The following is a 23,620-nucleotide window of genomic DNA, read 5'->3' as shown; positions in this document are numbered from 1 at the left end:
TTTTGGCGTGACTCACCGCGCGCCCGCCGGGGCCGCTACGGTCCACTCGACAGGCGCCGTGTTCTCGACGGCCTCCAGCCACATCTCAGCGGCAAGCACGCTCAGCAGTGGAGGCCATACCGTCTGCGCGCCGAGCGCCGCCGCGTGCACCGTGGCCCGCAGTGGCGCGGGGTCGATGATGCCCATGGCGGCGAGTCGGCCGTCCGCGAGTCCGAGAACGCGCCGCAGATTGGTGCGCACCCCTCGGTGGAAGTCCCCTGCGAACAGCCCTTTGGACGCCCGCTGCCGATGTGCTTCGGGAAGCAGACCGGCGAAGGCATCGGCGAGGAGGGGTTTGTAACGGCGAGCGGAAAACCGTTCAGCGGCCGGTGCGGACACCACCGCCGCGAGTACAGCCGCGTCGAAGTAGGGGTTGTGCAGCTCGATCCCCACTGAGTCGGCCAGCTGGTTGTCAGCCTGGACGGCTCGTGCCACGTTCCTGACGGATGCCACGAGCACCGTGTCAGCGTCCCCTGCGACGGGTGCGGGATCGGGTGCAGGTGCCTTGAGCCACGCGGGGCGGGGCCGGACCGGGCGGCCGATACGCGCCGCGTCCCCGCGAAACGCCTGTGCGATCAGCGGAACGGGGCTCTGCTTGCGCAGCCGCGCCCAGTCCGTCGCGTCACCGACGACGCGCAGCCAATGCCCGCTTCTGGCCAGGTCGGCCAGGTGGGCAGGGGCGGGCAGGAACAGGTTGTCGCCGCCGTCGCCGGTCAGGTGACGCGCCGATCCGTCGGCGGCCGTCGTCCGCAGCTGCGCGGAGAGCATGGCCCATACGCCGGTCGACGGGGCGGGCGCGTCGGTGGCGGGCAGTGGCTCGTCGGTGACCGTGAACGGCAGATGACACGTCTCCAGCGGAAAGTACGTGCGGTTCAGCCCGGGTACGTCCAGCGCCCGCGCGTACTGGAGGTCGCCGCCCCGCGTAACGCCGGACGGGTGGAGCGTCACGCCCGTGACCGGGCCGTGGCGTGCCGCCAGGAGCGCCACCGTCGTCGAGTCCATGCCCGCCAGATCCGAGGTGACCGCAGCACCCTCGACACGCGCTCGCACCCCTTCGCCGAGCGCGTGCCGAAGTGCCTGGAGCGCATCCCTCGTCGGACGTTTGCACGGGGTCCACCACTCGGACAGCGAGGTTTCGCCATCCAGTCCCAAGGCCAAGCGGTGTCCGGCCGGTACCGGGTCCACTCCGCACCACGCGCTCCTTCGGAGGTCCGGCGCGTTCCTCTCGCGCAGGTAGGAGGCGAGCCACTCGGCATCCGCACTCCTGCCCGTCAACGCAGACAGCGCGAGCGAACTCGACCCCCACACCAGACGGCCAGGCGCGGCCACTGTGTAGAGGGGACAGGAACCGGCCGCATCGGCCAGCACTCCGACTCCGCCTCCGCCGTCCACGCGCACCACCGTGAACGAACCAGCCCACGAACGCGCCGCTGCGGCAAGGTCGGAACTGGCTGTGGCGTACCCGATCTCAGGTGTCGTCGCGGAGCACGGCCCGAGGACGGCGATCCTGACGCCGTCGCGTTCCGCTGTCTGCACCTGTCCCTGTGCCCAGTCACCGACAACCCACAACAGCGGGCCGTCCCAGACCAGGCGAGCACCTTCCGGTACGACAGTCCCTCCGCCTGGCGCGCATCCGCCGAACCATCGTCGCCAGCTGCCTGGATCAGTCATACGGGGTCTGCTTCGACTCGGTGCTGTTGTTGTCGCTTCCCCGAGTGAGGGTGGCGGCATCGCCCAGAACAATCACTGCGGGTGGGGCGAAGAGATCGGTTTGCTCCTCGTTCCCCAGTACGTCGTACTGCTGCGGCATATCCATTTCTCCAGGTTGCCCCGAGAAGAAGCACTTGGCTTTTTATTTCACGTAATTGACTAAAGATCATGAACGGCAGTGCGCAGACCACTCCACGAGCAGACCCCTCGCTTTTTCACCGAACACCGCATACCCCTCCAGTACGGAGAAAAGTTCCAGGTGCATATCGATGTCCCGGGGGTCCTTCAGGATCACAACACCGGTCGTGTTCTCCACAGTGACCAAGGTGCGGTCGTAGACAGTGAAGGTGTCCATCGGAGCAACGGGTTTGTGTCCCGCCGTCGGAATGACACCCAGCCGCACATTCGTCAGGTGGGTCAGTGAAGCAAGCCGGTCGATCTGCATCGCCATCGCGGCCGGCGGCAGGAGGGGCCACCGTACGGCCTGTTCGGTGAGGATGAAGGTGAACTGCTTCGTCGTGTCGTACAGGACTTCCTGACGCTCCAGTTTCCTCACGATCGTCCTGCTGACGTCGGCCGGGGAACGGGCGAGGCTCGCCCTGATGTACTCGGGGGTCGACAGCAGTCCCGTGATCATCGACAGGAGGAAGAAGCGGAACTCGGTGGCCGACGACTCCAAGGCGGCAAGCTCGATCTGCTTCTTCTCCAGGCCCCTTCGACGTAGTGAGCGAAGGTCCTGCCATTCGGTGTTGGCCAGTCTCGCGAGGGCGATGATCTCTTCGGCGATCTCGGGCGGGGCCGCGACGGCTCGGAGAATTCGCTCCAGATCGAGCAGCGTCGGCTGTGCTTTACCGTTCTCTATACGGCTGATCTTCGATTGGGACATGTTGCAACGCAGAGCGAGCCGGTCCCCTGTGAGACCGGCTCGTCCGCGCAATTCCTTGAGTCGGGCGGCGAGTTCCTCCTTCTGCCGTCCCAGTTGCTCGGGGTCGAACGTCACCCGCTCACGTACTCCAGGAACGGCACCGACTCCGCGACAGCGAGCCGTCGCCATCTCCGGTACGGCTCCGGGTCGCCCTCGTACAGCTCACGTCCGATCTGCGTGCCGTCCGGGCGGTAGTTCATCAGGACGACCTTGGACTCGTCGAACATCCAGAAGTCCTGGGCCGGGAGGCCGGGGTTCGGGCGGTCGGTGAGGTCGAGGATGCGGATGTCCTCGCCGGCGGTCACGTGGTGGCGGTAGTAGTACTCGAACTCGAAGCGGAGGTAGTCGGAGAGGGGGCGGGTGAGGATGTGGACGCGGCCGACGTACTTGCCCTCAGCGGTCCATGCGCGGACCTCGTCCATCCACGCGGACGCGTAGTCGTCCGGCGACTTCTCCCCCGCGAGGAACCTCGCCAGTTTCTCCGCTTCCTGCGGCATCGTGTACGTGGACAGCGTCTCCAGCCGCCACGCCTCGCTCCGCATCGAGTCGAAGCAGTCGTTCCACGCGTCACCATCCAAGAGCACGGAACGCCTCCCTCAACACCGATTCCGGAATCTCGACGAGTCCTTCCCCGGCGGGCGGAGTGAACACGTCGCACACGTCACCCTGCACGATGATCGACCCTGTCGCCGTGCGGTACACGTTCGGGCAGTCCTTCTCCCCGCACTCGCCTTCGCCGTTCCCCGTGAGCCGGATGAGTTCCGAACGCTCGGACATACCAACCCCCTTGCCCGGACCCTGGTCGGGTCGCCTGCTCGACGACGTTAGACAGAGCGGAGGTCGGCGTCCACGCCGGGCCGCCGCTATGCGCGTTCTCGCATAAACAGGGCGTGCCACCGGGCGCCGAGGAGCCCCGGAATCCGGTAGGCATGAAGCCCCTTCCTTCAAGGAGCAGCCCATGGCCATCACCCGCGACCACATCCGCGAGACCCTCGCCGCGTACGTCGACGCCCGCCCCGGTGAGAAGGAGTCCCTCGCGCCGGTCGTGGAACTCCTCGGTACCGACGCCGAGTTGGCCGGCCGCAAGGAGTTCCGGGGGCACGTCACCGCCGGGGCCGTACTCGTCGACGACGACGCGGAAGTCCTGCTCGTCCACCACAACGCCCTCGGTATCTGGCTCACCCCGGGCGGTCACCTGGAGCCCGAGGACGGCACCCTCCTGGACGCCGCCCTGCGCGAACTCGCCGAGGAGACCGGCATCTCCGCCGGTGTCGCCCCGCTCCTGCCGCTGCCGGTCCATATCGATCTCCACGCCATCCCGGCCAACCCCGCCAAGAACGAACCCGCGCACCAGCATTTCGACTTCCGGTACCTGTTCCGGCTGGCCGGAGACCGTGGCGTCACCTTGCAGGCGGAGGAAGTGAGCGGCTCCGCCTGGCGCCCCTTGACCGACCTCACCGACGCGACGCTCCGACGGCACGTTCGGGAGGCCCTCCGCTGAGGCGGCCACAGGGGCGGGCTCCACTACGCTGGCCGCCGTACGACCCGGCGCGCCTGGAGGGCCCCGTGCTCGAAGGACTTCCCGAGTGGATGACGCCGCCCAGGGCAGGCGGCTGGGAAGCGGACGATCTCGACCATCTTCCCCAGGCCCCGCGCCACACCGAACTCGTCGACGGCGCTCTGCTCTTCAGGCTGTGGCCCCAACGGTCCTGGCACTCCCGGCTCGTGGACCATCTGGCGCATGAGCTGGGGCGGTCGGTTCCGAGTGGGTTCCAGGTCGCGGGGGAGATGACGGTGCGGCTCGACAGGAGGAGCCGTTTCGAGCCCGACGTCCTGGTCACCACCGCCGCGTACGATCCCGATCTCACCTGGTTCGCCCCCGAGGACGTCGTCCTGGTCGTCGAGGTCGTGTCCGCGGAGTCGGCGGCCCGGGACCGTTCCCTCAAGCCCATCAAGTACGCCCAGGCCGGGATCCCCCACTTCTGGCGGGTCGAGGACGAGGGAGGGGCGCCGACTGTGCACACGTACGAACTCGACACCCTGACCAGCGCGTACGTCGCCACCGGCATCTACCGAGACCGCCTCAAGACCGCCGCCCCCTTCCCCCTGGACCTCGACCTCACGAGCCTCCTGCCCTGACGTACGTCACAGCAGCGGCTCCACCCACCCCTCCAGGATCGTTTCGCGGTCGCGGGAGTGGAGGGTTTCCGTGGGGCGGGTCTGCGTCCACCACGCGGTCAGCGTCGCGGGGGAGGCCGTGCCGCGTACGAAGTGGGAGAGCAGGGCGAGGGAGAGGTCGACCTCGCGTTGGGTGTACGCCGTGGCCGCGGCGGAGGGGACCGATGCCTCGATGCGGTGGTCGCCGGTGTGGATCACGACCGTCAGGGCGGGTGGGTCTCCCGGTGACCAGACGTCCAGTGCCGCCGCCGCGACCGTCGCCGCGCGGATCGCCCAGCGGGCGGGGGTGGAGCGGACGGGGATGTCCTGGACCTGGACGTCCGTGATGTCCGTCCAGGGCAGGACGCGGGGGTCCTGGCCCGTGATCGAGAGTTCCGTGGGGAAGAGGAACACCCCGGTGATCCCCTCGGCGGGCGGCGCGCCCAGGCAGAGCCGGGTCTCCTCGATCCAGAAGAGGCCGATCATGGTTCCCTGCGGGGACGAGGCTTCCAACTTCGGTTCCGTTCTTCGGTCTTCGTTTCGGTCATGCCAACACCGTGTAACACGGCGCTTGACGATGTTTTCACCCGGCATCTCGTTGATCGTGGCCGAGTCGCGCACGTAACCTGGCCGAAGAGCACCCCTTCGAGTGCCCACAGACGGCCCCACACACGGGCCTGCGGGCGGGCCGGGGTGGCTGGTGGAGGGGTACACCTCCACCGCCGGGGACGACCAACCCCGCTCGACGACGCCGCAGCGATCCTGTTCTTGGCGTCACAGGCAAGGGGGATTGAAGTGCACAGCTCAATAAGAAGGACGGTGGTGGGCACGCTGCCCGCCGTCCCGCTCGCCCTGGCGACCCCGCAGGCTTTCGCCGCACCGGTCGCCGACACGGCGGCGAGCGTCCGGGCACTGCCCGACGGCCTCGGCCCGGCCCCCTCCTGTGCGTCCACCGGGGCGCAAGGCGTCTCGGAGGGCCGGTGAACCGCGTATCTCTGCCGCCGGGACCTCCCTCCGACTCCGTTCGTATACCTCTATGTGAAATACCGGGGGATTCAATGACCACGAATCTGACCATCGGCGAGCAGATCGTGCTGCTCGCGCTCGACGAGAAGACCGGCGAACTGCGGGAGGCCCCGCTCCGGGTGTCCCTCGCGGTCTCGGCGGCGGCCCTGCTGGAGCTGGAACTGCCCGGGGCGGGGAGCGCGGCGGCCGGCCTCATGGACGAGCACAAGCGCGCCCACCCCGACGAGACGCCCCGGGAATGGCTGCTGGCCGTACGCGAGCCCGCGCTCGACGCGGCGTACCAGGGGCTCCTGGAGAAGGGGATCGTCGAGCAGCAGGGCCGGCGCGTCCTCGGCGCGTTCGGCTCGGTGAAGCACCCGGTCACCGACCCGTCGGAACTCGTCGCGCTGCGCGGGCGGTTGACCGCCGTCCTCGCGGAGGGGCAGGAGCCGGACGAGCGTACGGCCGTCCTGCTCGCCGTCCTGCGCCACTCGGGGCTCACGGCCGTCCTCCCGCAGGGCTTCGACGAGCGGCTGACCGCGCTCACCGAGGGCCAGGCGCAGGCGGCCGAACTGGGCGACGCGATCCGGACCACGATCGGCGCGCTCACGGCGGTCATCGCCACGGCCGCCCTCTGACCGACCAGCGGTAACCACCCGCACCACCACTCGACTCGACCACGGGGGAAACAGTCATGAGTGTCTCCGTACAATCGCCGCTCCTGCCGGAGACCGGCGAGGACATCGAAAGCGTCGGACGGCTGCTGGACGAGCGGCTCAGAAAGCTCCACGCGGAGCAGCGGGAGATCCTGTCGTTCGGCTACTCGCTGATCCGGCAGTCTCTTCTGCGGCATCCCGCCGGGGAGTTGCAGAAGGACGACCGGAGCGTGTGCGACTGGGCCATGGACCTCACGGACCGGGCCCGGCGCGAAGTCCTGACGATGCAGCCCGACCGGACCCTGACGCCGGAGGCGATCCTCGCCGCGCGCCGTGTCGGTGTGGCCTGCCTGCGGCGCGGGGTGAGCGTGAAGGTCCTGGCGCAGCGGCGGGCCCTGAAGGACGAGGCCGCGTCCGCGCTCTTCGCCGAGCTGATCCGGCACGGTGCGCAAGTGCGGCTGCTGGACGGCGAGTTCCAGCGTGTGCTGATCGCCGACCGGGAGACCGCCCTCGTCCAGGCGGAACAGGACACCGCGCCGGACGGCGCGCTCGTCGAGCAGGGGGCGCTGGCCGGCGTCCTCCTGTCGTTCTTCGACCTGTGCTGGTCGAAGGCGGTGGACGCGGCGACGCTGCTCGACCCCGTCCTGCTGGACGGCACGCATCTGAAGGTGCTCCAGGCCATGGCGCACGCCGACAAGGACGAGGTCGGCGCGCGCGAACTCGGCATCTCCGTCCGTACGTACCGGGGGCGGGTCGCGGAGCTGCTGAAGCACCTCCAGGCGGCGACGCGGTTCCAGGCGGCGCTACGGGCGAAGGAGTTGGGCCTCATCTGAGGTACGCCCGCCGGGCTCGCCCTCGGCCAGGTCCCTCACCAGCCGCAGCACACGCGGCTGGACCGAGGGCACCAGTCTGGCCGCTCGGCGGGCGTGTTCGGCCCGGGAGCAGAGGAGGTTGCGGGCGATGGCGTAACCGCCCCGCTCCGGGACCAGGACGAGTTCGTCGAAGAGGCGTACCTCGCCCGAGACCACGCGGCGGATCTCCTCGTCCAGATCCCCGCTCCAGTCGGCGGGTTTCACCAGTTCGCCGGACGCGTCCATCCGCCGGTACCAGTCCCGCGTGTCCGCGAACACGGCCGCGCGGAACGCCTCGTCGTACCGGCCGGAGCGGAGTTCGCCCAGCAGCTCGTGCGCCCTGCGCGCGTCGTCCACGACCGCCAGGGGCAGGCGGTGCGGGCGCGCCATACGGTTCCTGCGGGTGCCGCCGTCCATCAGCAGGGCCGCCGTCGGTTCCACGGCGGTACGAAAGCTGTGGCCCGCGTCGGCGATCCGCAGCCACAGGTCCCAGTCCTCCAGGCCCGCGCCGCCGCGCCAGCCGCCGACACCCTCCACGACACCCCGCCGGTGACCCGCCCTCGACGGCTCGAACATCGGGCCCAGGAGCTGGAGTTGGGGGTGCCAGAAGGCGGACAGCGGGGCGAACTCGGCGGCTTCCTCGCCGGTCGCGTCGTGGTACGTGCAGCCCGTCACCGCGAAGTCCGCGCCGGTGCGCAGCAGTTGGAGCAGGACCGTGAGGTGGTCGGGGCGCCAGAGGTCGTCGTGGTCGAGGTAGGCGATGAACTCGCCCCGGGCCAGAGCCAGTCCGGCGTTGCGGGGGGCGCTGGGGTGGCCGGTGCGGTCGAGGCGGTGGAGTCGTACGCGGGGGTCCTGGCGCGCCGAGTCCCGTACGCGGTCGTCCGTGTCGTCGTCGGAGCCGTCCGAGACGACGAGCAACTCCCAGTCCTGGACGGTCTGGGCGCGGACCGAGTCGATGGTTTCGGTGATCTTCCGCGACCTGTTGTACGTCGGGCAGATCACCGACACGAGCGGAGTCACAGGAACGCCAGGGGAGTTGAGGCGCCGCTGGCCAGCAGGACGCCTGCCGCGCCGGTCGCCAGGTCCGTCGTCAGGCGGACGTTCTCCAGGCCGAGGAACGCGGGGGCGCCCTCGTGGGGGACCTCGTACAGGCGGAGGTGGCGCGCCTGCGTGGTGCCGCCCAGCCGGGTGGCGGTCAGCAGGACGCCCGCGAAGCCGTGGAAGAGGCCGACGGTGTGGGGTACGCAGTCGAGGGCCGACCGCAGGACGGTGTCGCAGGCCAACTCGTACTGTGCATCGGGGCGTTGGTCGAGATACTGCTTGAGGACCATGGCCGTGCCGCCACTGCCCGCCGCGAACGTGGGCCGGGTGCCGGCGGAGCCGGGCGTCCAGCCGTCGTCGGTCCAGCCGAGGGCGCGCAGGTCGGCGTCCAGGAGGTCGTGGGCGGCGTCGAGGAGGGCGGTGTCGGGGGTGTGGGCGTGCAGGCGCAGCAGAAGCAGCGCGGTACCGGCCCGGCCGCGCAACAGCCCGGCCTCACCACGCCGGGGCGGACGGCCCGCCGCGCTCTCCACCAGGCGCTCCGCGAGGAGGGTGGCCTGTTTGAGGGCGGCGTCGTCGCCGGTGGCGCGCGCGAAGTAGAGCTGGGCGAGGGCGAGTCCGGCACGGCCGTCGAGAAGGGTGTCGTCGACGGGTTCCCCCACGTCCTTCAGAAGGGCGGCGGCATCGTCGGTACGCCCGAAGCGGTGCAGGACACAGGCGACACCGGAGGTGCCGGTGTAGAGCCCGGGCGCCGGATGTACGGCCCGCCGCGCGGCCTCCGCCAGCCAGTCGACGTGCGCGGCGGGAACCTCGACGCCGGCCTCGGCGAGGGCCCACAGCACCCCGGCGGCACCGTAGGCGAGACAGGTGCCGCCCTCGGGGAGGAGGAACTGGGCGGTGTCGCCGGGGTAGAGGCGGTCTTGGCGGGTGGGGGTGGCGGTGGCGAGGATGCCTTGGGCTATGGCGGTGGGGGAGGGGGTGTCGACCGCTGGGGCGAGCGCGCCGGCGTCGACCGAGGGCGTGAGGGGGCGGACCGGGGGCATGGGCCGCTCGGCGGACGCCGGGTTCTGGGCACCGGCACCGGCCGAGGCCGTGGGGACGCCGGGGCCGACCGCCGTCGCGGAGACGCCGTGACCGACCAGGGCCTTGGACCGTCCGGCAGGCGCCGGGCCCTGGACACCGGCACCCGCCGGAGCTGTGGGGACGCCGGAGCCGACCGCAGCCGTGGACCGCTCAGTGGACGCCAGGTGCTGGGTGCCGGCGCCGGTCAAGGCCGTGAGTCGCTCGCCGGGTGCCCGGTCATGCGCGTCAGCGCCGAGGCCCGCGCGCACCTCCCCGTCGTCCCCCTCCGGAGCCACGTCCAGGTCCGCGCGTGTCTTCGCGCCGAAGTCCCCCGGTACCGGGTACCTCGACTCGATCAGTTCGATCAGGTGGTCCAGCTTCTCCGGGCCCCATGCCAGCAGGCTGGTCAGCGGGGTGAACAGGGCTATCCGCAAGCAGCCCAGCGCGTAGCGGTCGATCGCCGTGCCCCGGTGGGTGGGCGGTGCCGCGAAACCCGGTGCCGCGTGGATCTGGCGGGACGTCAGGTCCGTCGTCGCCGTTTCCAGGTCGATGAACGCGATCGAGTCGTCCGGGCGGACCAGGATGTTGCCGGGGTGGAGGTCGCCGAAGACGACGCCCCGGGCGTGCATCGCGCGGACGCCCTCGTCGATCTGGTCCAGCGCGTCGACCGCCCAGCGCGTGTACTCCGCCGTCCGGGACGGGTCCGCCGCCGGGGACGCCGGGTTGTCGCGGGTGGTGCGTATCGCGAGCGTCTCGCCCTCGACGAACTCCCGTACCAGGAAGTGGTGTTCGTGGCCCACCCGGGCCTCGATCAGGCGGGGGACCCAGGGGAGCCCGGCGAGCCGCTCCAGGCAGTCGCGCTCGCGCTGGAGGCGGGCGACCGCGTCCTCCCCGTGCGTGTCGATCCCGGCGAGGGGGCGGGCCTCCCGCAGCAGGACCGGCTCACCCGTACGCGTGTCGGTCCCCCGGTACACCCCGCCGCCGTTGGAGAAGTGCAGGGCGCGTTCGGCGCGGTAGGGGAAGTCGTGCAGCGTACCCGCGTTGCGCGCCTCCAGGGCCGGTGCGAGGCACTCGGGGATCGCCACCCACTCCGGCGGCCGGAAGGAGGGCCCGCGTACGTCCGGGACCAGGTTGCCGTCCGGGTCCTCGATGCAGGGGACTGTCTCGCCCTTCGCCGTCTTCATCACGCGCGCGACGAACCCGCCGTACCGCACGTAGAGGGGGCCGGACCGCCAGCGGAGGTCGCTGAGGATGTACGGGCCGCGCTCCCCGTCGAGGAGTTCGCCCAACTCGCCCAGGACGGAGGCCAGTCGGGCCTCGTCCTCGGGGTAGATGGTGATGAACTTGCCGCTGGCGCCCCGGTCGCCGTACTTCCCGTTGCGACGCGACAGCACCTGCCTGCTGCGGATGAACTTGAACGCCATGCGCTGCCCGACGAGCCACTCCCAGGACCGGTCGAGGACGGTGCGCGCGTTCTCGGAGGTCGCCGAGACGTGCACCTTCCAGCCCTGCGCGGGGAGTTGACAGCCGTGCGGGGTGAGCATCGTCCAGTCCGTGCCGGTGTGGCAGGACCAGTCGGCGGGCGGCTCGGACGCGAGGAAGTCGTCGTCCGGGTCGGAGGTGTCGGCCTCGGTCCGGTCGAAGAAGGGGGTTCCCGGCGCCAGGAACATCACACGCCGATACGCGTCCATGTCAGGTTCAACCGCTTTCAGGAGTACGGGAGTTCAGTCGGTCTAAAGAGCGGCTCAGCGCCAGAACGGCGCCACATACTTCAGGTACAGCCAGTCACCGAGGCTCCGCTCCCCCGCGTCGACCACGGCCTGCCCGGTGGTGCCGGGCGCGAGCCGCGCCCCGTCGAGGACGACCCCGTCGACCGGCACCTTCAGCGCATCGAGCCCGGTCACCGGCACGAACGCGGAGAACGGCACCGACAGATCCACGAACCCGCCGGCCGCGACCGTCCCCGTACCCAGCTGTTTCTGGAGGACGACGCCCCCGCTGAGCAACTTCACCTCGGCGCCGGGCGAGATCGCGTCCCGGTCGGTCGTCCCGGTCGCCACGAGGACCGTCCGCCCCTGTTCGCCGACGAATCCGCCGGTGACGGTGTACGGCACGGAGATCCCGAGCAGGGCCGCCGCGACGACCCCGGCCGCCGCGAGGGAGACGGTGACGCGCCGCCAGGTCGCCGACCCCGCCGTCCGCGCCTCCGCGAGCAGCTTGAGGACACCGGCGTACACGCGCAGCGACAGATAGCCGAGGGCGATCGAGACGAGGACGGCGCCCACCATGCCCGCGCTCTCCAGGATCGAGCCCCAGAGGCTGAACGCCATGCTGACGACGTACAGCGGGAACAGCATGCAGGCCAGCCCGAACAGCGGCGCCCACTCGACGCCGGGCAGCGCCCGCTCGTACCGCCCGCCGAACAGCAGCCGGGCGACGAGGCGGCGGGCGTCCGTGATGGACCGGTCCCGCAGGTGGGAGATGTCCAGGTGGCTCATCAGCGCCAGGTAGCCGTCGAGCTTGACGAACGGGATGGTGTTGAAGAGGCCGGAGACGTAGTTGGTGACGGTGAGGAGGAGCAGGAAATCGCGGAGCGCGGGAGAGCCCCCGGCCAGCGCCACGACGACCGAACTGACGCCCGCGAGCCCGGCGATGAGGCTCTGCGTGGCGATCCCCGCGAGGGCGACCCGGACGCGCTGCCGGTTCCTCGGCAGCCGCCAGCCGTCGGAGACGTCGCAGAAGAACGCGGGCGTCAGGTAGAAGAGCATGAAGCCCATCCGGCTGGGCCGGCCGCCGTAGTGGCTCAGGACCAGGCCGTGGGACAGCTCGTGCAGCATGGTGCCGCAGTACGTGACGACGAGCAGCGCGAGCAGCGCGGGCCAGGAGATCGGCTCGGACAGCGCGGCGATCGTCGTCTGCGCCTGTACGACGAGGGCCAGCAGCCCCGCCCCGGCGAGGACCGCCGCGACGATCCCCCAACTCCGGTGCGCCAGGCGGGCGGTGAGCGGGCGGAACACGTTCATCATGCGTTCCGGGCGGACCACGGTGAACTGGATCGTGAGCGGCGGGACGAAGGTGATCCGGCGCTCCCGGCGCGGCTTCTGCGACGCGTCCTCCAGGAGCCGCCCACGCTGGGCGCGTAGCAGCCCCTCGCCGACCAGCTCGGCCGACCAGCCCAGCTCCCTCGCCAGGTCCCCGGCGTCGCGGGTGCCGTCGGCGAGCGTCAGGAGCCTCGCCATCCCGGCGGCGACGCGCAGGTAGCGCTGGGAGCCGGACTGGACGAGCCAGGGGGCGCCGTCCTCGACGGGCTCGTGGACGCGGACGTCGGGGGCCAGGCGAGGACGCTCGGGGAGGGGGGCCGGGGGTTTCTCCTCCTGGGCCCGCTTCAGTCGACTCCCGTCGCCGGGTGCCCACTTGAAGCCCCGGCGGCGACCTCCGGCAACACCGTCGGGCGTCTCCTCCTGGCCCCGGCCGCGCCCCGGAGTCTCCTCGCCGCCCCGCTTCAGCGTCGTTCTCACGGCAGATCCCGGCGCAGGAACAGGGTCCGGGCGGCGAACGTCCCCGCGCCGATCCACACCGCGAGCACCAGCAGCGCCCACGGAATCGGCAGCAGGTTCTCGTTGCCGCCCCGGTACACGGACGCCATGGCCTCGTCGATGGTCAGCCTGCCGACCGCCGGGACGACCCTCAGCAGCCCCTCCCCGACCAGCCACGTACTCACCAACAGGACGAGGATCGCGGCCACCTGCTGCCGTATCAGCAGCCCGAGCAGCGCCCCCCACACCGCGCCCACCACGATCGTCAGCATCACCCCGAGCAGCGTCCACGTCGTGGTCGCCGTCCACTCGGGCCCCCGGTCGCGCCCGGCGAGGAACAGCCACGGGCTGACGGCGGCCAGCGCCCCGGCGGCCAGCGCGAACACCGCGCCGCAGCCGACGACGGCGACCAGCTTGGCCGTCAGCAGCCGCGCCCGCCCCCCGCCCAGCAGCACGGACCGGCTGATCGCGCCGTTCCCGAACTCCCGCGTCACCGCGAGCATCGCGACCACGGCGGCGGCGAGTTCGACCATGAACCAGCCCTGTACGAGGGTGGAGGTGATGTCCCCGTTGGCGCCGCTCTTCGCGTCGTCCTGCTGGACGAACCCGGCGTCCGCCATCACACACATGAGGACGATGAACGCGGCAACTCCCCACCAGGCGCGCCCGGTCCAGATCTTGCGCCACTCGGCGCCGATCAGGTCACGCACGGACGTCCTCCTTCACAGCGGAACCGGCGAGGTCGAAGAAGCGGCTCTCCAGGCTGAGTTCACCGTCGCGCGTCAGCTCGGCGATGCTGCCGCTGTAACGCAGCGTCCGCTGGAGGATGACGATGTCGTCGGCCATCTGCTCGACCTCCGCGAGGATGTGGCTGGAGACCAGCACCGTGCGCCCCTCGGCCGCGAGGGAGCGCAGGAGTTCGCGCAGCCAGCGGATGCCGTCGGGGTCGAGGCCGTTGGCGGGTTCGTCGAGGATGAGCAGCTCGGGGTCCGCGAGGAGCGCGGTGGCCAGCGCGTGCCGCTGCCGCATGCCCTGCGAGTAGTCGCGGACCTTGCGGTGGGCGTCGGAGGCGAGCCCGACCTGTTCGAGGACGTCGTCGACGCGGGTCCGGGGCAGGCCGATGGCCTGGGCCCAGATCCGCAGGTCGGCCCGGCCCGAGGCGGCGGCGGAGGGGCCGATGCCGTCGATGCTGACGCCCACGCGGTGCGCTGCGCGCGGCAGTCGGGCGTACGGGTGGCCGAAGATCGTGGCGGTGCCTTCCGTGGGGCGCGCGAGCCCCAGCAGCATCCGCAGGGTCGTGGTCTTGCCGGCCCCGTTGCGTCCGAGGAGGCCCACCACCCGGCCCGAACGGACGGTGAAGGACACGTCCTCGACGGCGGTGCGGTCGCCGTAACGCTTCGTGAGTCCTGTGATGTCGATGGCGTCGGTCACGCCATGTCCTCCCCTGCGGCTCGGGGCCGCACGTATATTCGTTCGGAGCGGCCCTGCTCCGGAGGCCAATGGCCGGCCTCCGGAGCAGGGCGGTGTCCGTTCGGACTCAGGTCGCGATGACCGAGGTGACGGCGATGGTGCTGTAGGCGGCGCTGACGCCGGCCGAGATGGCGGCGCTGGCGAGGAAGCTGTCCCACCAGTCGGGGGCCTCCATGCCCTCCAGCTCCTCCATGGACAGCTCCTGCATGGCCAGTTCCAGAGCGGGGTTCGTGTTCTCCTTCATTTCTTTCACCTCCTTCGGGGGTCTCGGTGACGGGCGGCGTGGATCAGTGGCTGAGCGGCTCGATGGCTCAGTGGCTCAGCCACTTCAGCCGGCTCAGGTGGCGAGCGTGACGATGGAGACGTACGAGATGACGCCCCCCGCGCTCAGGCCGCCGATGGCGCTGAGCGCCGCGCTCCAGCTGAAGTCCGGGGCGTCGAGCGCCTCCATCTCCCGCATGTCGAGCTGCTGGTCCAGCTCCTGGAGAGCCAGCTCCAGGGGCGCGGACGTGGTGTTCACGGTCTGCATGGTGTTTCCCCCTCCCTTTGGTGTTTCGGGTCGTCCGCAGGCTTTTACCGGCGGAAGTCTGTGGTGTGCGGCTGACGGACGGCTCCGTCCATCACCCGCCGTACGTCCGTGAGCGTGAGCGCGCCCAGCGTGGGCAGCCCGTCGCCCCACGCGCGCAGCGTGGACCGGGCGATCAGCTCCGTACGCTCCTCGTCCGCCTCGACGGCGCGTCCGATCAGCCAGGTGTCGAGCAGTGCCTCGATCCCCTCGACCGGGTCCTCGGGCAGTGCCGGGCGGTGGGCCGAGGTGACGGCCTGCCAGAGGCGGCGCAGCCGGGGCGCCGAGCCCCAGTGGACGTCGCCCTCCGCGATGCGGCGCCACAGGGGTGGCAGTACGGCGGCGGCGGCCGTCATCTTGCGCAGGCCGAGCCCGGTGGACAGCTCGTTGGCGAGGTACCAGCCCTTGCAGGCGGAGGGGTCGCGGCCGGCGTTGAACCACGGTCCGTGGCTCACGCCGCTGAGCTTGGCGATCTCCAGCCGCAGCGCGTCACCGGGTGCCGCCCCGGCCCGCCGGACCGACGCCAGCTCGGCGCCCAGCTCGGTCATCCGCCGCAGCAGCGTCAGCGTGAACGCGTCCTCCGTGGGCAGGTCCTGCGGGTCCCCGACGTACATCCCGGCGACCCGGAAGAACACCTCGAAGACGCCCTCGGCGAGCAGCTCCACGGGCAGCGTCCGGGTGGCGACCGGGTCGAGCACCGCCACGTCCGGCTGGAGCCCGCCCCCGAGCACCAGCCGCTTGCCCTGCGGCCCGGCGAGACAGGCACCGCCGCTGAGTTCGCTGCCGGTGCCGACGGTGGTCGGCACGGTGACGACGGGTACGGCGGGTTCGGCCTCGGCGGGGAGCAGCACAAGACCGCTCCGGCCGCGCGCCGCCAGCCGGTCCCGTACGACGGGGGCCGCGCTCATCAGCGCCGCCAGCTTGGCCTGGTCGAGCAGGGTGCCGCCGCCGACGGCCACGACGAGTTCGCTCGCGCGGAGGCGTTCCGCCAGCTCCGTCACGCTCTCCAGCGTGCCGGGACCGTCGGGGACGTACCGCTCCACCGTCCGGTCCGCCCACTGCGCGCAGGCGGCGATCCGGTCGACCGTCTCCGAGTCGGCGACGGCGGGGTCCGCGAGGAGGGTCAGGGTGCGGCCCTTCTGGTGGGTCAGCCACTTGGCCAATCCGCCGATGCCGTGCACCACTTGGGTGGGGCGGCGGGGGCTGAGGTTCCACACGGCGTCCACTCAGACCACCTCGGTCTGGCGGGCGTGCGCGGCCACCCCGGCCCGTACGCAGTCGAGGAGTTCGGTGACCTCGTCGTCGGTGTAGACGAGCGCCGGGAGGATCTGCACCCCGTTGACGCTGGGGTGCACGATCGCGCCCGCCGCACGGATCGCGGCGACGACCTCCGGCACCTCCCGCTGCGGCAACGGCTCCCCACCGGGCGTCAGCAGCCGGATGGACCGGAAGCAGCCGAGGCCCGTCGTCGCCGCGACCAGCGGCTCGGCGGCGACCAGCTCCGCGAGCCTCTCGTCCAGCACCGCCGACAGCCGCCGCGCGGAGGCGACCGCGTCGAGCCGCCGCATCTCCTCGACCGTGGCCAGGATCGCCGCGCAGGTGACCGGCGTTCCGGCCTGTGTCTCGGCGTGGACGAGGATGTCGCCGGCCGTGTCGAAGGGTTCGGCGAGCGCGCTGGGCAGCAGGACGGCCGCCGCCGCCTGCGTACCGTTGGTCAGGCCCTTCGAGGTGATCAGCAGATCCGGTGGAGCGGGCCAGCGCTGGGAGGCGAAGAAGTCCCCGGTGCGGCCGAAGCCCGTGGCGACCTCGTCGGCGACCAGGAGGAAGCCGTACCGGTCCCGGAGTTCGAGCAGCGCCGCCACGTACTCCGGGGTGAGCGGCACCGCCCCGCTGCCGAGCACCGGCTCCACGACGACCGCCGCGATCCGGCCGCCCTGCTGGGCCGCCAACTGGGTCATCTCGTCAATGGAGTTCGGGGCGACATGACGTACGAGCCGCTGGTCGACCCCGTACACGGCCTGCCCGAGGTTCTCGCCGGTGAGCGCGAACCCGCCGAACGTCAGGCCGTGATAGCTGTCCCGCAGGCCCACGACGAGCTTGCGCGCACCCTCCCCGCGCAGGGCGTGGTAGTGCCGGGCCAGCTTCATCACCAGGTCGTTCGCGGCGCCTCCGGACGTCGAGAAGACGACCCGGCCGTAGTGGTCCGCGCCCGCCGCCTCGACCAGCGCCCGCGCCGCACGCCTGGCGTAGACGTTCTCGTAGCGGAACACCGACAGGTAGGAGGCGTCGCGCAGGGCGTCCGCGCAGGCGTCGGTGATGGCCTCGTTGCCGTAACCGAGGTTCACGTTCCACAGGCCGCTGGAGCCGTCGAGCAGTTCACGGCCGTCCAGGAAGCGGACTCGGACGCCGTCCGCCGACACGGCGCACAGCTCGTCCGCGCCGTGCAGACGGGGTTCGAGCAGGGAGGGCCACAGCATCACGCGGCCTCCGCTTCCAGGAGTACGCCGGTGTGGCGGGCGGACGCGGCGGGCAGGGGGTGCCGCGCGACGACGCGCAGACCCGCTGCCGCCAGCTCCCTCGTGAGGTCATCGGGCGGCAGAACCCGGATCGCGGTGGTGAACACCGGTACCGGTCCGGCCTCCGGCGTCTCCCGCTCCGGGGCCAGAATGGTCACCTTGCGGACCTCCTGACCAGCACGCCAGTGCTCGATCATCCGGTACCGCCGGCCACTGGCACCCGAGGCTTCCAGGTCCAGGTCCCCGCCGTCGTCGGCCACATCGACGGTCGAGAGCAGGAACCTGCCGCCGGGTTCGAGGTGGGTGCGTACGGCCGCGTAGAGCCCGGCCCTGCCGTCGGCGTCGAGCAGCGAGATGGACGTGGTGCCGAGGACGACCACGGCGAAACGGGCGCCCAACTCGAAGGCGGACATGTCTCCTTGGACCACGGTGCAGCGTGCCCCGATGCCCGCCGGGGCCTCGGCGAGCCGCTCCTTGAGGAGGGCCACCATGCTCTCCTTCAGCTCCAGGGCGGTGACCTCACGGCCCAGCGCGAGCAGGGGGAGCGTCAACCGGCCTGAACCGGCGGCGAGTTCGAGCACCTTGCCGGGGACGGCGCGGACGGACCGCGTCAACTCCCGGATCTCGGTGGTGTCGGCGGCGGCGAGGTCGTGGTAGACGGGGGCGCCGGCTTCGTCGTAGAGGTCGTGTACGCGGGCCCGGTCGCCGTAACCGGCGAGGATCTCTCCGGCGAGGCCGGGGACGGCGGTGAGTTGGGGCGTCGTCATGGGGTCGCCTCCAACACGGGTTCGGGCGAGGGGACTTCCTTGCCGAGTTCGGGCGAGGGGGCTTCCTTGCCCACGACGACTTCCTTGCCGACGACGACTCCCTTGTCGGCGAAGAACGCGAGCACCCGCTCGACCTCGGCCCGATTCGAGTGATGCGCCACGGCACCGGCGGCGCCGAGCACCAGCAACAGCTCCGTGATCTCCGCAGCCCGGCGCCCGAGTTGGAAGGTCCGGTCGAGGCCGGGGACCCTGACGTACGCCTGCTCCGGCGTCCAGCACAGGATCGGCGCCTCGGGATCGCCCAACGCCCCCTGGAACTCCGCGAGTTCAGGCACGAGCCGGTGCCCGAACCCCGAGACCCTGGGCTCCGTGATGCCGCGCGTCTGGAGATCGCGCAGGACATCGAGCGTCACCAAGTAGCGGGCGAGCCAAGGGCGTTCATGCACCGCAGGCCCCCGCAGCGACTCCGGCACAGCCGCACCGAGCGGAACCGCACCCGGCACCTCGCTCGCCGCGTTGAGCCGCTCCCACTCCGCGCGGAGGTCGGCCGCAGAGTCACCGACGGTCCCCAGCCGCGACCCCTGCGGCGAGACGGACACGCCTCCGTCCCCGCCCACGTACAGCCTGGTCCCCGGCCCGTCGCCGGGAACCCGCGCACCGAGCGCGGAAAGGTCGGCGAGCTGCACGGCGGGGCTGACCGCGAAGGAGGCGAACCGCCCCTCCGCCCGCGCCGCGTCGGCATCCGCGAGGAACAGCTCGAAGTCCGTGGCGCCGGACATCCGCACCAGCGTCGTCCCGAGCAGCGACATGTACGGGCTGACCCCGTAGTCCTGGATCTGGAGGAACAGCACGTCGTCGACCGACGCGTCCCCCTCCGAGCCGCTCAGCGAGCCCTCGTACCCGACGATCGTGGCGCCGTCGTGGTGCCGCGCCTCGGGGGCGAGGACGAGCGTCCCCGGTCCGACGACGTCGGAGCCGAGCAGCGTGTCCAGACCGGCCGCGTCTTCCAGTACGACGGTGGCGGCGTCGCCACCCAGCGGGCGCCCGGTGACCCAGGACCGCAGATGGTGTCCCACCCGGGCGATCAGTTCCTCATTCACCGGAGTCCCTCCGATCCGCGCCGACCGCGGCCAGAATCTTCTTCACGTCGTCCATTGCGGCACTGGCCCCGTAAAGCCGGCACACACCCGTCAGGTTCAGCACGATTTCATCGACCCCGGCATCCCGATATTCGTCCAACTGCTTCACGATCTGATCGAGATTCCCGTGGACGAACGCCCCGGAATCCGCCATGATCCGCCCGGCGGATTTCGGATCGCGTTCGGCGAAGTCGATCCCCGCTTTCCCGAGCATGTCGATGTAGTGCGGCGCCTGCATATGCGCGGAATTACTCGCCAGCACGAATTCGGAGACGTCCCGGTCGGGCCGTTCCAGCGCCACCGGCACCATCGCCGCGATCTTCGGCGCGGCCCGGCCGGCCTGGCTCGCCCCCTCCCGCAGCGCGGGGCGGACGACGCCGTCGAGGTAGGCGGCGGGCGTGAGCCAGGTGATCGCCACGTCCGCGACCTCGCCCGCGAGGCGGGCCATGCCGGGCCGCAGCACGCCGAGCCCGAGGCGTACGGGCGCGGACATCGCCGGTCCCATCCCCGCGTGGCAGGTGTAGTACTCGCCGTCGAAGTCGACCGGTTCGCCGCTGAGCAGCCCCCGGACGACCGTCATGTACTCGCGTACCGCCCCGAGCTGGCTGCGGTACGGGGCGCCGAGCAGGCTCTGCTGGAGCGTCTTCGCGCCCGGCCCGAAGCCGGCCACGACCTCCTCGCCGGTCGCCATCGCCAGGGTCTTGACCTTGTGCGCGGCCTCGAAGGGGTGCCGCAGCGGCATCAGGGTGACCCCGAGCCCCGTCGGCACCCGGAATCCGGCACCGGCGACCGCGGAGAAACTCTGGAAAGGCTCCATCAGGAGACTCTGCCCCTGCCAGAGCCTGGCGGCTCCGGTCCATTCCACCAGCGCCGCGAAAGGAAGAACCTGTTCCGTCCGGCGCGGCAGAAATGGCACCAATATCGAGTAGTCCATTCTTTCCCCCCGGACGGCGACTTCTGGCTCTGACGTCGGCTGCTGACGTCGTGAATATTTCCAGAGCGATCTGTGGCCACGCAATGGCTTTCGCTGCAACTTGGTGCAGGAATCCCTTGCAGAAAACTGCCGGACCCCGGCAGCCCGACGCCCGCGCACACTGCCGCCCTCCCACCTCACCCCCACCCGCCACCGCCGCCGATGATGGTCCGCGGGACAAGGAGGGGGGGTACGCATGCCGGTGACCGGAACGGCCCGGGGCAAGGCCGGGAGGGAGTTCAGCGCGGGGCGTGCCCGGGTGAGGGGTGCCCTCCTCGTCCTGCTGGCAGGGGTGCCCGCGGTCGTCGCCTGGGCGGTGTTCGCGCTGTGGATGCCGTCGTCGGCCGAGGAGTACGCCGCGTACCGCGCGACGAGCGTGTGCGACGGCCCGGTCCGGGCGGGGGACGACTGCCTGCGGGACGTCCCCATGAGAGTCGACGCGATCAAACGGGGGCACAGAGGCGGCAGGCAGCTGACGGCGACGACGACCGAGGCCCCGTTCTGGACGTACGAGACGTCCTTCGGCGACAACGGCCCCCTCGCGGACGAGCTGCACAAGGGCGACCGGATCACCGGTACGACCTGGCGGGGCAGCCTCGTCGGGATCGCGCAGGGCGAGGTCCGCCGGCACACCTCGGACGAGCCCCGCGACGAACCCCAGCCGCAGGCGGCGATCGGCACGTACGGCGTCCTCCTCGCCGGGCTCCTCCTCGCGCTCGGCGCGGTCCGCCTCGTACGCCCCCGCAGGCACCCGCGTTTCCTGCCGCCGCCGTACCCGCGCCGTCTCGCCCTCGGCGTGGGCGCGGTGGCGGGCGCCGTGGGGATCGGTGGGGCCTGGACCGGCATGCCGTGGTGGCTGGCCCCGCCCCTGATCGTGCTGGTCTCGGCGCCGGTGGTGCGTCTGATCCTGGACTGGACCGACGAGCCCAAACTGGACCTGACCTGACCGGGCACGGAATGTCGGGTCCGGCCCCGGTCCCCTTCCTACCGTGGACCCGTAACCAGGAAGGACACCGGACATGCTGGAGCACCTCAACCAGGCGATGGACCACATCGAGGCCCGCCTCGACCAGGACATCGACGCCGCCGACCTCGCGAGGATCGCCCTGACCTCCGAGTACCACCTGCGCCGCCTCTTCTCGGCCCTCGCGGGCCAGCCCCTGTCGGAGTACATCCGGCGCAGGCGGCTGACCGTGGCCGGCGCGGAGGTCCTCGCGGGCGGGCGGACGCTCCTCGACATCGCGACGACGTACGGCTACGGCTCGGGCGAGTCCTTCGCGCGGGCGTTCCGCGCGATGCACGGCGTGGGCCCGGGCGAGGCCCGCCGTACGGGTGCGGCGCTGTGCTCCCAGCCCCGGCTGTCCTTCCGGCTCGTCGTCGAAGGGAGCAGCAGCATGCGGTACCGGATCGTGGAGAAGGGGGAGTTCCGGGTGGTGGGGAGGATGGCCCTGCCCTGTGCGCCGTGTGGGGCGGGACGTGATCGGCGGTCTGCCCGTCCTCCTTCGCGGTTTGGCCAGGGCCTTTAGAAGCGGCGCAGGGCGATCAGGTGACCTGTCCTGGATGAACCAGGGTCGGTCTCGGTGGCGATGATGACGGTGTCTTTGCTTATGGCCGGGCTTCTCGGTATCCGCCCCTCGGTGGTATACGTCCAGCGCTCCGAGCCTGTGGCTGCGTCGACGGCGCGAAGCTTGCCGTCTTCGCTGCCGAAGTAGACGACTCCGTCAGCCAGGACGGGTCCGGAGAAGATGGCTCCGTCGGTGGTGACGGACCAGCGTTTCGTTCCGACACTCTCGTAGAGGGCGTAGAGGGTGTGGTTCGCGCTGCCGAAATAGACCAGCCCGTTGGAGACGAGGGGGGCGGAGGCGATCCGGTCGCCTCCGTCGGTCGTGAACTTCCAGCGCTCTGAGCCGTCCGCGGCATTCAGCGCGTAGAAGGTGCCCTCGTCCCCGCCGATGAAGACGCTGTCGCTGGCGACGATGGGAGAGGACGTGTAGAACCTGTTGCCGACCGGGCGGGCCCACAGCTGATGTCCGTCTGTGGCGGCGAGCGCGTAGAGGTGGCCGTCGTCGGTGCTGGTGTAGACGACGCCGTTGCTCACGGTTGGTGAGGAGAGGATCCCGCCTGTGGTGGCGAACGACCAGCGTTCGGTTCCTGTGTCGGCGTCCACGGCGTGGATGCCGTTCCTGCCGCCGACGTACACCGTGCGGTCGACGACCGTGGGTGCCTTCATCAGGGAGGAGCCGATGGCGGTGCCGGTGGGGTATTTCCAGAGGAATCCCGTCTCGCCCCCGGCGTGCAGGACACCGTCCTCGCCGACGAGGTAGAAGCGCCCGTTGGAGACAGCCAGTTCGCTGGTCGATCCGAACTCATCTGCGTCCAGCAGGAGCCTGGATCGTACGGTTCCGGTCGCCGCGTCGACGACCAGGAGCTCCGTCCCCGCCGTGTAGGTGTAGTTCAGGTAGTAGATCTTGCCGTCATTCACGACGGGGGACGCGAATGACCAAGGAGGTTCCGGGATCGACCACAGCTCGGTGGGCCGCACCGTCGCCGGTGCTGCAGGCTGCACGCTGGCTTCGCCTGTGTGCCCGCCCGTGGTGCCGGGGGCCGCACCGGTCGCGGACTTCCCCGTCGTCGGCTGGGAGTCTCCGCCGCTGATGACCTGGACCCCGCCGTAGCTGGCGAGAGCCAGGACGAGGATGACCAGGGCGAGGACCACGAGGGTTCGGACGTCGCCGTTGCGGATGTTGTTGATGATCTGGTCGCGGCCGGCGAAGTTGCCCCGGACCTTGTGTCCCGTCCCCTGGATGGTGACGCCCCCTCCGGAGGCGACATGTGAGGGTGGGGCAGGAGCGGGCCCCAGTGTCGGGCCTGCGGCGGGTACGGCGGCGGTGAGTTGGACGGTGAAGGGCTGATCGGCAGCCATGACGGTCACCAGCGCGGTTTGGAGGACGGCCTGGGCCGCGGGATCCTGCGGTGCCGCGTCGAACGCGGCCACCGCCGAATCCTGTCCCGCGCCTGTGAGTCGACCACGGACCATGTCGCCCATCAGCGTTGCAGCGGCGTTGCCCGCACCGGTAGCCGCTGCTGTGGTGGCGGTCGCCATCAACTGCACCACGGTAGAAGCGATTTCGTCTAACGCGCCCATCAGCCCCCCTGACGTCTTTAGTCATGCTCATGCTTCCAAAGGAACCGGCGGTTTAAGCCAACAGAA

Annotated in this window: 25 protein-coding genes and 1 pseudogene; 7 read left to right on the top strand and 19 right to left on the bottom strand. The window is 71.0% G+C overall.

Annotated features, from left to right (window positions below):
- Positions 1–12: 12 nt before the first annotated feature.
- From ACQCO7_RS21740 to ACQCO7_RS21720, 5 genes are all read right to left on the bottom strand, one after another.
- Complete coding sequence (locus tag ACQCO7_RS21740; RefSeq protein ID WP_464073410.1) at positions 13–1,710, bottom strand: albusnodin/ikarugamycin family macrolactam cyclase; 1,698 nt, start codon at positions 1,708–1,710, stop codon at positions 13–15.
- Positions 1,703–1,849 (bottom strand): albusnodin family lasso peptide, encoded by a 147-nt coding sequence (locus ACQCO7_RS21735; protein WP_464073409.1) that lies wholly within the window; start codon positions 1,847–1,849, stop codon positions 1,703–1,705. Before ACQCO7_RS21735 ends, ACQCO7_RS21740 begins: the two co-directional genes overlap by 8 nt.
- A 66-nt stretch (positions 1,850–1,915) precedes the next feature.
- Positions 1,916–2,749 (bottom strand): helix-turn-helix domain-containing protein, encoded by an 834-nt coding sequence (locus tag ACQCO7_RS21730; protein ID WP_464073408.1) that lies wholly within the window; start codon positions 2,747–2,749, stop codon positions 1,916–1,918.
- Positions 2,746–3,258 carry a DUF6879 family protein gene (locus tag ACQCO7_RS21725; RefSeq protein WP_464073407.1) on the bottom strand — a complete coding sequence of 171 codons (513 nt, stop codon included), beginning with the start codon at positions 3,256–3,258 and terminating at the stop codon, positions 2,746–2,748. The genes ACQCO7_RS21730 and ACQCO7_RS21725 overlap by 4 nt, the downstream gene beginning before the upstream one ends.
- Positions 3,242–3,451, bottom strand: a complete 210-nt coding sequence (locus ACQCO7_RS21720; protein WP_464073406.1) for a hypothetical protein — start codon at positions 3,449–3,451, stop codon at positions 3,242–3,244. The genes ACQCO7_RS21725 and ACQCO7_RS21720 overlap by 17 nt, the downstream gene beginning before the upstream one ends.
- Positions 3,452–3,632: 181 nt before the next feature.
- Between ACQCO7_RS21720 and ACQCO7_RS21715 the strand changes: the two genes are divergently transcribed.
- Together ACQCO7_RS21715 and ACQCO7_RS21710 are read left to right on the top strand one after the other, a co-directional pair.
- Positions 3,633–4,175 carry an NUDIX hydrolase gene (locus tag ACQCO7_RS21715; RefSeq protein ID WP_464073405.1) on the top strand — a complete coding sequence of 181 codons (543 nt, stop codon included), beginning with the start codon at positions 3,633–3,635 and terminating at the stop codon, positions 4,173–4,175.
- An 89-nt stretch (positions 4,176–4,264) separates the two neighbouring features.
- Entirely contained in the window at positions 4,265–4,813 is a 549-nt protein-coding gene (locus ACQCO7_RS21710) for a Uma2 family endonuclease (protein WP_464077260.1), read from the top strand.
- Positions 4,814–4,819: 6 nt separating this feature from the next.
- Here ACQCO7_RS21710 and ACQCO7_RS21705 read toward each other — a convergent pair whose 3' ends face one another.
- Positions 4,820–5,317, bottom strand: coding sequence for a hypothetical protein (locus ACQCO7_RS21705; protein ID WP_464073404.1), 498 nt, complete (start codon positions 5,315–5,317; stop codon positions 4,820–4,822).
- Between the two features lie 336 nt (positions 5,318–5,653).
- On the opposite strand from ACQCO7_RS21705, the gene ACQCO7_RS21700 reads away from it, so the two are divergent.
- The 3 genes from ACQCO7_RS21700 to ACQCO7_RS21690 all read left to right on the top strand — a co-directional run bounded on the left by ACQCO7_RS21700 (position 5,654) and on the right by ACQCO7_RS21690 (position 7,325).
- Positions 5,654–5,815: a hypothetical protein gene (locus tag ACQCO7_RS21700; RefSeq protein WP_464073403.1), complete on the top strand. Its 162-nt coding sequence runs from the start codon at positions 5,654–5,656 to the stop codon at positions 5,813–5,815.
- 74 nt (positions 5,816–5,889) lie between these two features.
- Positions 5,890–6,474, top strand: a complete 585-nt coding sequence (locus tag ACQCO7_RS21695; protein ID WP_464073402.1) for a GOLPH3/VPS74 family protein — start codon at positions 5,890–5,892, stop codon at positions 6,472–6,474.
- 56 nt (positions 6,475–6,530) lie between these two features.
- Complete coding sequence (locus ACQCO7_RS21690; RefSeq protein ID WP_464073401.1) at positions 6,531–7,325, top strand: hypothetical protein; 795 nt, start codon at positions 6,531–6,533, stop codon at positions 7,323–7,325.
- Here ACQCO7_RS21690 and ACQCO7_RS21685 read toward each other — a convergent pair.
- The 12 genes from ACQCO7_RS21685 to ACQCO7_RS21630 form a co-directional block, all read right to left on the bottom strand.
- Positions 7,296–8,363 (bottom strand): glycosyltransferase family 2 protein, encoded by a 1,068-nt coding sequence (locus ACQCO7_RS21685; RefSeq protein ID WP_464073400.1) that lies wholly within the window; start codon positions 8,361–8,363, stop codon positions 7,296–7,298. The two genes, ACQCO7_RS21690 and ACQCO7_RS21685, sit on opposite strands and share 30 nt — an antisense overlap.
- Positions 8,360–11,134: a class III lanthionine synthetase LanKC gene (gene lanKC / locus ACQCO7_RS21680; protein WP_464073399.1), complete on the bottom strand. Its 2,775-nt coding sequence runs from the start codon at positions 11,132–11,134 to the stop codon at positions 8,360–8,362. The genes ACQCO7_RS21685 and lanKC overlap by 4 nt, the downstream gene beginning before the upstream one ends.
- A gap of 54 nt (positions 11,135–11,188) precedes the next feature.
- The gene (mpaP, locus tag ACQCO7_RS21675) at positions 11,189–12,961 is read right to left on the bottom strand and encodes a daptide biosynthesis intramembrane metalloprotease (protein WP_464073398.1); all 1,773 of its coding nucleotides are present in this window, start codon (positions 12,959–12,961) and stop codon (positions 11,189–11,191) included.
- Positions 12,958–13,689, bottom strand: coding sequence for an ABC transporter permease (locus tag ACQCO7_RS21670; protein ID WP_464073397.1), 732 nt, complete (start codon positions 13,687–13,689; stop codon positions 12,958–12,960). Before ACQCO7_RS21670 ends, mpaP begins: the two co-directional genes overlap by 4 nt.
- Positions 13,682–14,410, bottom strand: a complete 729-nt coding sequence (locus ACQCO7_RS21665; RefSeq protein ID WP_464073396.1) for an ABC transporter ATP-binding protein — start codon at positions 14,408–14,410, stop codon at positions 13,682–13,684. The genes ACQCO7_RS21670 and ACQCO7_RS21665 overlap by 8 nt, the downstream gene beginning before the upstream one ends.
- Positions 14,411–14,516: 106 nt before the next feature.
- Positions 14,517–14,693, bottom strand: coding sequence for a daptide-type RiPP (locus tag ACQCO7_RS21660; RefSeq protein WP_158002849.1), 177 nt, complete (start codon positions 14,691–14,693; stop codon positions 14,517–14,519).
- A 93-nt stretch (positions 14,694–14,786) separates the two neighbouring features.
- Positions 14,787–14,978 (bottom strand): hypothetical protein, encoded by a 192-nt coding sequence (locus ACQCO7_RS21655; protein ID WP_010360164.1) that lies wholly within the window; start codon positions 14,976–14,978, stop codon positions 14,787–14,789.
- Between the two features lie 44 nt (positions 14,979–15,022).
- The gene (mpaC, locus tag ACQCO7_RS21650) at positions 15,023–16,240 is read right to left on the bottom strand and encodes a daptide-type RiPP biosynthesis dehydogenase (protein ID WP_464073395.1); all 1,218 of its coding nucleotides are present in this window, start codon (positions 16,238–16,240) and stop codon (positions 15,023–15,025) included.
- Positions 16,241–17,491 (bottom strand): daptide-type RiPP biosynthesis aminotransferase, encoded by a 1,251-nt coding sequence (mpaD, locus tag ACQCO7_RS21645; protein ID WP_464073394.1) that lies wholly within the window; start codon positions 17,489–17,491, stop codon positions 16,241–16,243.
- Positions 17,491–18,297, bottom strand: a complete 807-nt coding sequence (mpaM, locus tag ACQCO7_RS21640; RefSeq protein WP_464073393.1) for a daptide-type RiPP biosynthesis methyltransferase — start codon at positions 18,295–18,297, stop codon at positions 17,491–17,493. The genes mpaD and mpaM overlap by 1 nt, the downstream gene beginning before the upstream one ends.
- On the bottom strand, positions 18,294–19,397 hold the full coding sequence (gene mpaB, locus ACQCO7_RS21635) for a daptide biosynthesis RiPP recognition protein (protein WP_464073392.1): 1,104 nt from the start codon (positions 19,395–19,397) through the stop codon (positions 18,294–18,296). Before mpaB ends, mpaM begins: the two co-directional genes overlap by 4 nt.
- Positions 19,390–20,370 (bottom strand): LLM class flavin-dependent oxidoreductase, encoded by a 981-nt coding sequence (locus ACQCO7_RS21630; RefSeq protein ID WP_464073391.1) that lies wholly within the window; start codon positions 20,368–20,370, stop codon positions 19,390–19,392. Before ACQCO7_RS21630 ends, mpaB begins: the two co-directional genes overlap by 8 nt.
- Before the next feature lie 235 nt (positions 20,371–20,605).
- On the opposite strand from ACQCO7_RS21630, the gene ACQCO7_RS21625 reads away from it, so the two are divergent.
- Positions 20,606–21,355 carry a hypothetical protein gene (locus ACQCO7_RS21625; protein ID WP_464073390.1) on the top strand — a complete coding sequence of 250 codons (750 nt, stop codon included), beginning with the start codon at positions 20,606–20,608 and terminating at the stop codon, positions 21,353–21,355.
- Between the two features lie 73 nt (positions 21,356–21,428).
- Positions 21,429–21,857: pseudogene (locus ACQCO7_RS21620) on the top strand (helix-turn-helix transcriptional regulator); the annotation flags it as partial.
- Positions 21,858–21,931: 74 nt separating this feature from the next.
- Here the strand turns inward: ACQCO7_RS21620 and ACQCO7_RS21615 are convergent.
- Positions 21,932–23,512, bottom strand: coding sequence for an outer membrane protein assembly factor BamB family protein (locus ACQCO7_RS21615; protein ID WP_464073389.1), 1,581 nt, complete (start codon positions 23,510–23,512; stop codon positions 21,932–21,934).
- Positions 23,513–23,620: the final 108 nt, after the last annotated feature.

The organism is Streptomyces saintjeani, assembly GCF_055409605.1.
The sequence above is the reverse complement of the archived record's forward strand: the minus strand, read 5'-3'. Positions and strand labels throughout refer to the sequence as shown.

Bases quoted from the DNA above. Each gene is read 5' to 3' on its own strand.
- ACQCO7_RS21740 (WP_464073410.1), bottom strand. From the start codon at position 1,710: ATGACTGATCCAGGCAGCTGGCGACGATGGTTCGGCGGATGCGCGCCA.
- ACQCO7_RS21735 (WP_464073409.1), bottom strand. From the start codon at position 1,849: ATGCCGCAGCAGTACGACGTACTGGGGAACGAGGAGCAAACCGATCTC.
- ACQCO7_RS21720 (WP_464073406.1), bottom strand. From the start codon at position 3,451: ATGTCCGAGCGTTCGGAACTCATCCGGCTCACGGGGAACGGCGAAGGC.
- ACQCO7_RS21715 (WP_464073405.1), top strand. From the start codon at position 3,633: ATGGCCATCACCCGCGACCACATCCGCGAGACCCTCGCCGCGTACGTC.
- ACQCO7_RS21710 (WP_464077260.1), top strand. From the start codon at position 4,265: ATGACGCCGCCCAGGGCAGGCGGCTGGGAAGCGGACGATCTCGACCAT.
- ACQCO7_RS21705 (WP_464073404.1), bottom strand. From the start codon at position 5,317: ATGATCGGCCTCTTCTGGATCGAGGAGACCCGGCTCTGCCTGGGCGCG.
- ACQCO7_RS21695 (WP_464073402.1), top strand. From the start codon at position 5,890: ATGACCACGAATCTGACCATCGGCGAGCAGATCGTGCTGCTCGCGCTC.
- ACQCO7_RS21690 (WP_464073401.1), top strand. From the start codon at position 6,531: ATGAGTGTCTCCGTACAATCGCCGCTCCTGCCGGAGACCGGCGAGGAC.
- lanKC (WP_464073399.1), bottom strand. From the start codon at position 11,134: ATGGACGCGTATCGGCGTGTGATGTTCCTGGCGCCGGGAACCCCCTTC.
- ACQCO7_RS21660 (WP_158002849.1), bottom strand. From the start codon at position 14,693: ATGAAGGAGAACACGAACCCCGCTCTGGAACTGGCCATGCAGGAGCTG.
- ACQCO7_RS21655 (WP_010360164.1), bottom strand. From the start codon at position 14,978: ATGCAGACCGTGAACACCACGTCCGCGCCCCTGGAGCTGGCTCTCCAG.
- mpaD (WP_464073394.1), bottom strand. From the start codon at position 17,491: ATGCTGTGGCCCTCCCTGCTCGAACCCCGTCTGCACGGCGCGGACGAG.
- mpaM (WP_464073393.1), bottom strand. From the start codon at position 18,297: ATGACGACGCCCCAACTCACCGCCGTCCCCGGCCTCGCCGGAGAGATC.
- ACQCO7_RS21630 (WP_464073391.1), bottom strand. From the start codon at position 20,370: ATGGACTACTCGATATTGGTGCCATTTCTGCCGCGCCGGACGGAACAG.
- ACQCO7_RS21625 (WP_464073390.1), top strand. From the start codon at position 20,606: ATGCCGGTGACCGGAACGGCCCGGGGCAAGGCCGGGAGGGAGTTCAGC.
- ACQCO7_RS21615 (WP_464073389.1), bottom strand. From the start codon at position 23,512: ATGGCGACCGCCACCACAGCAGCGGCTACCGGTGCGGGCAACGCCGCT.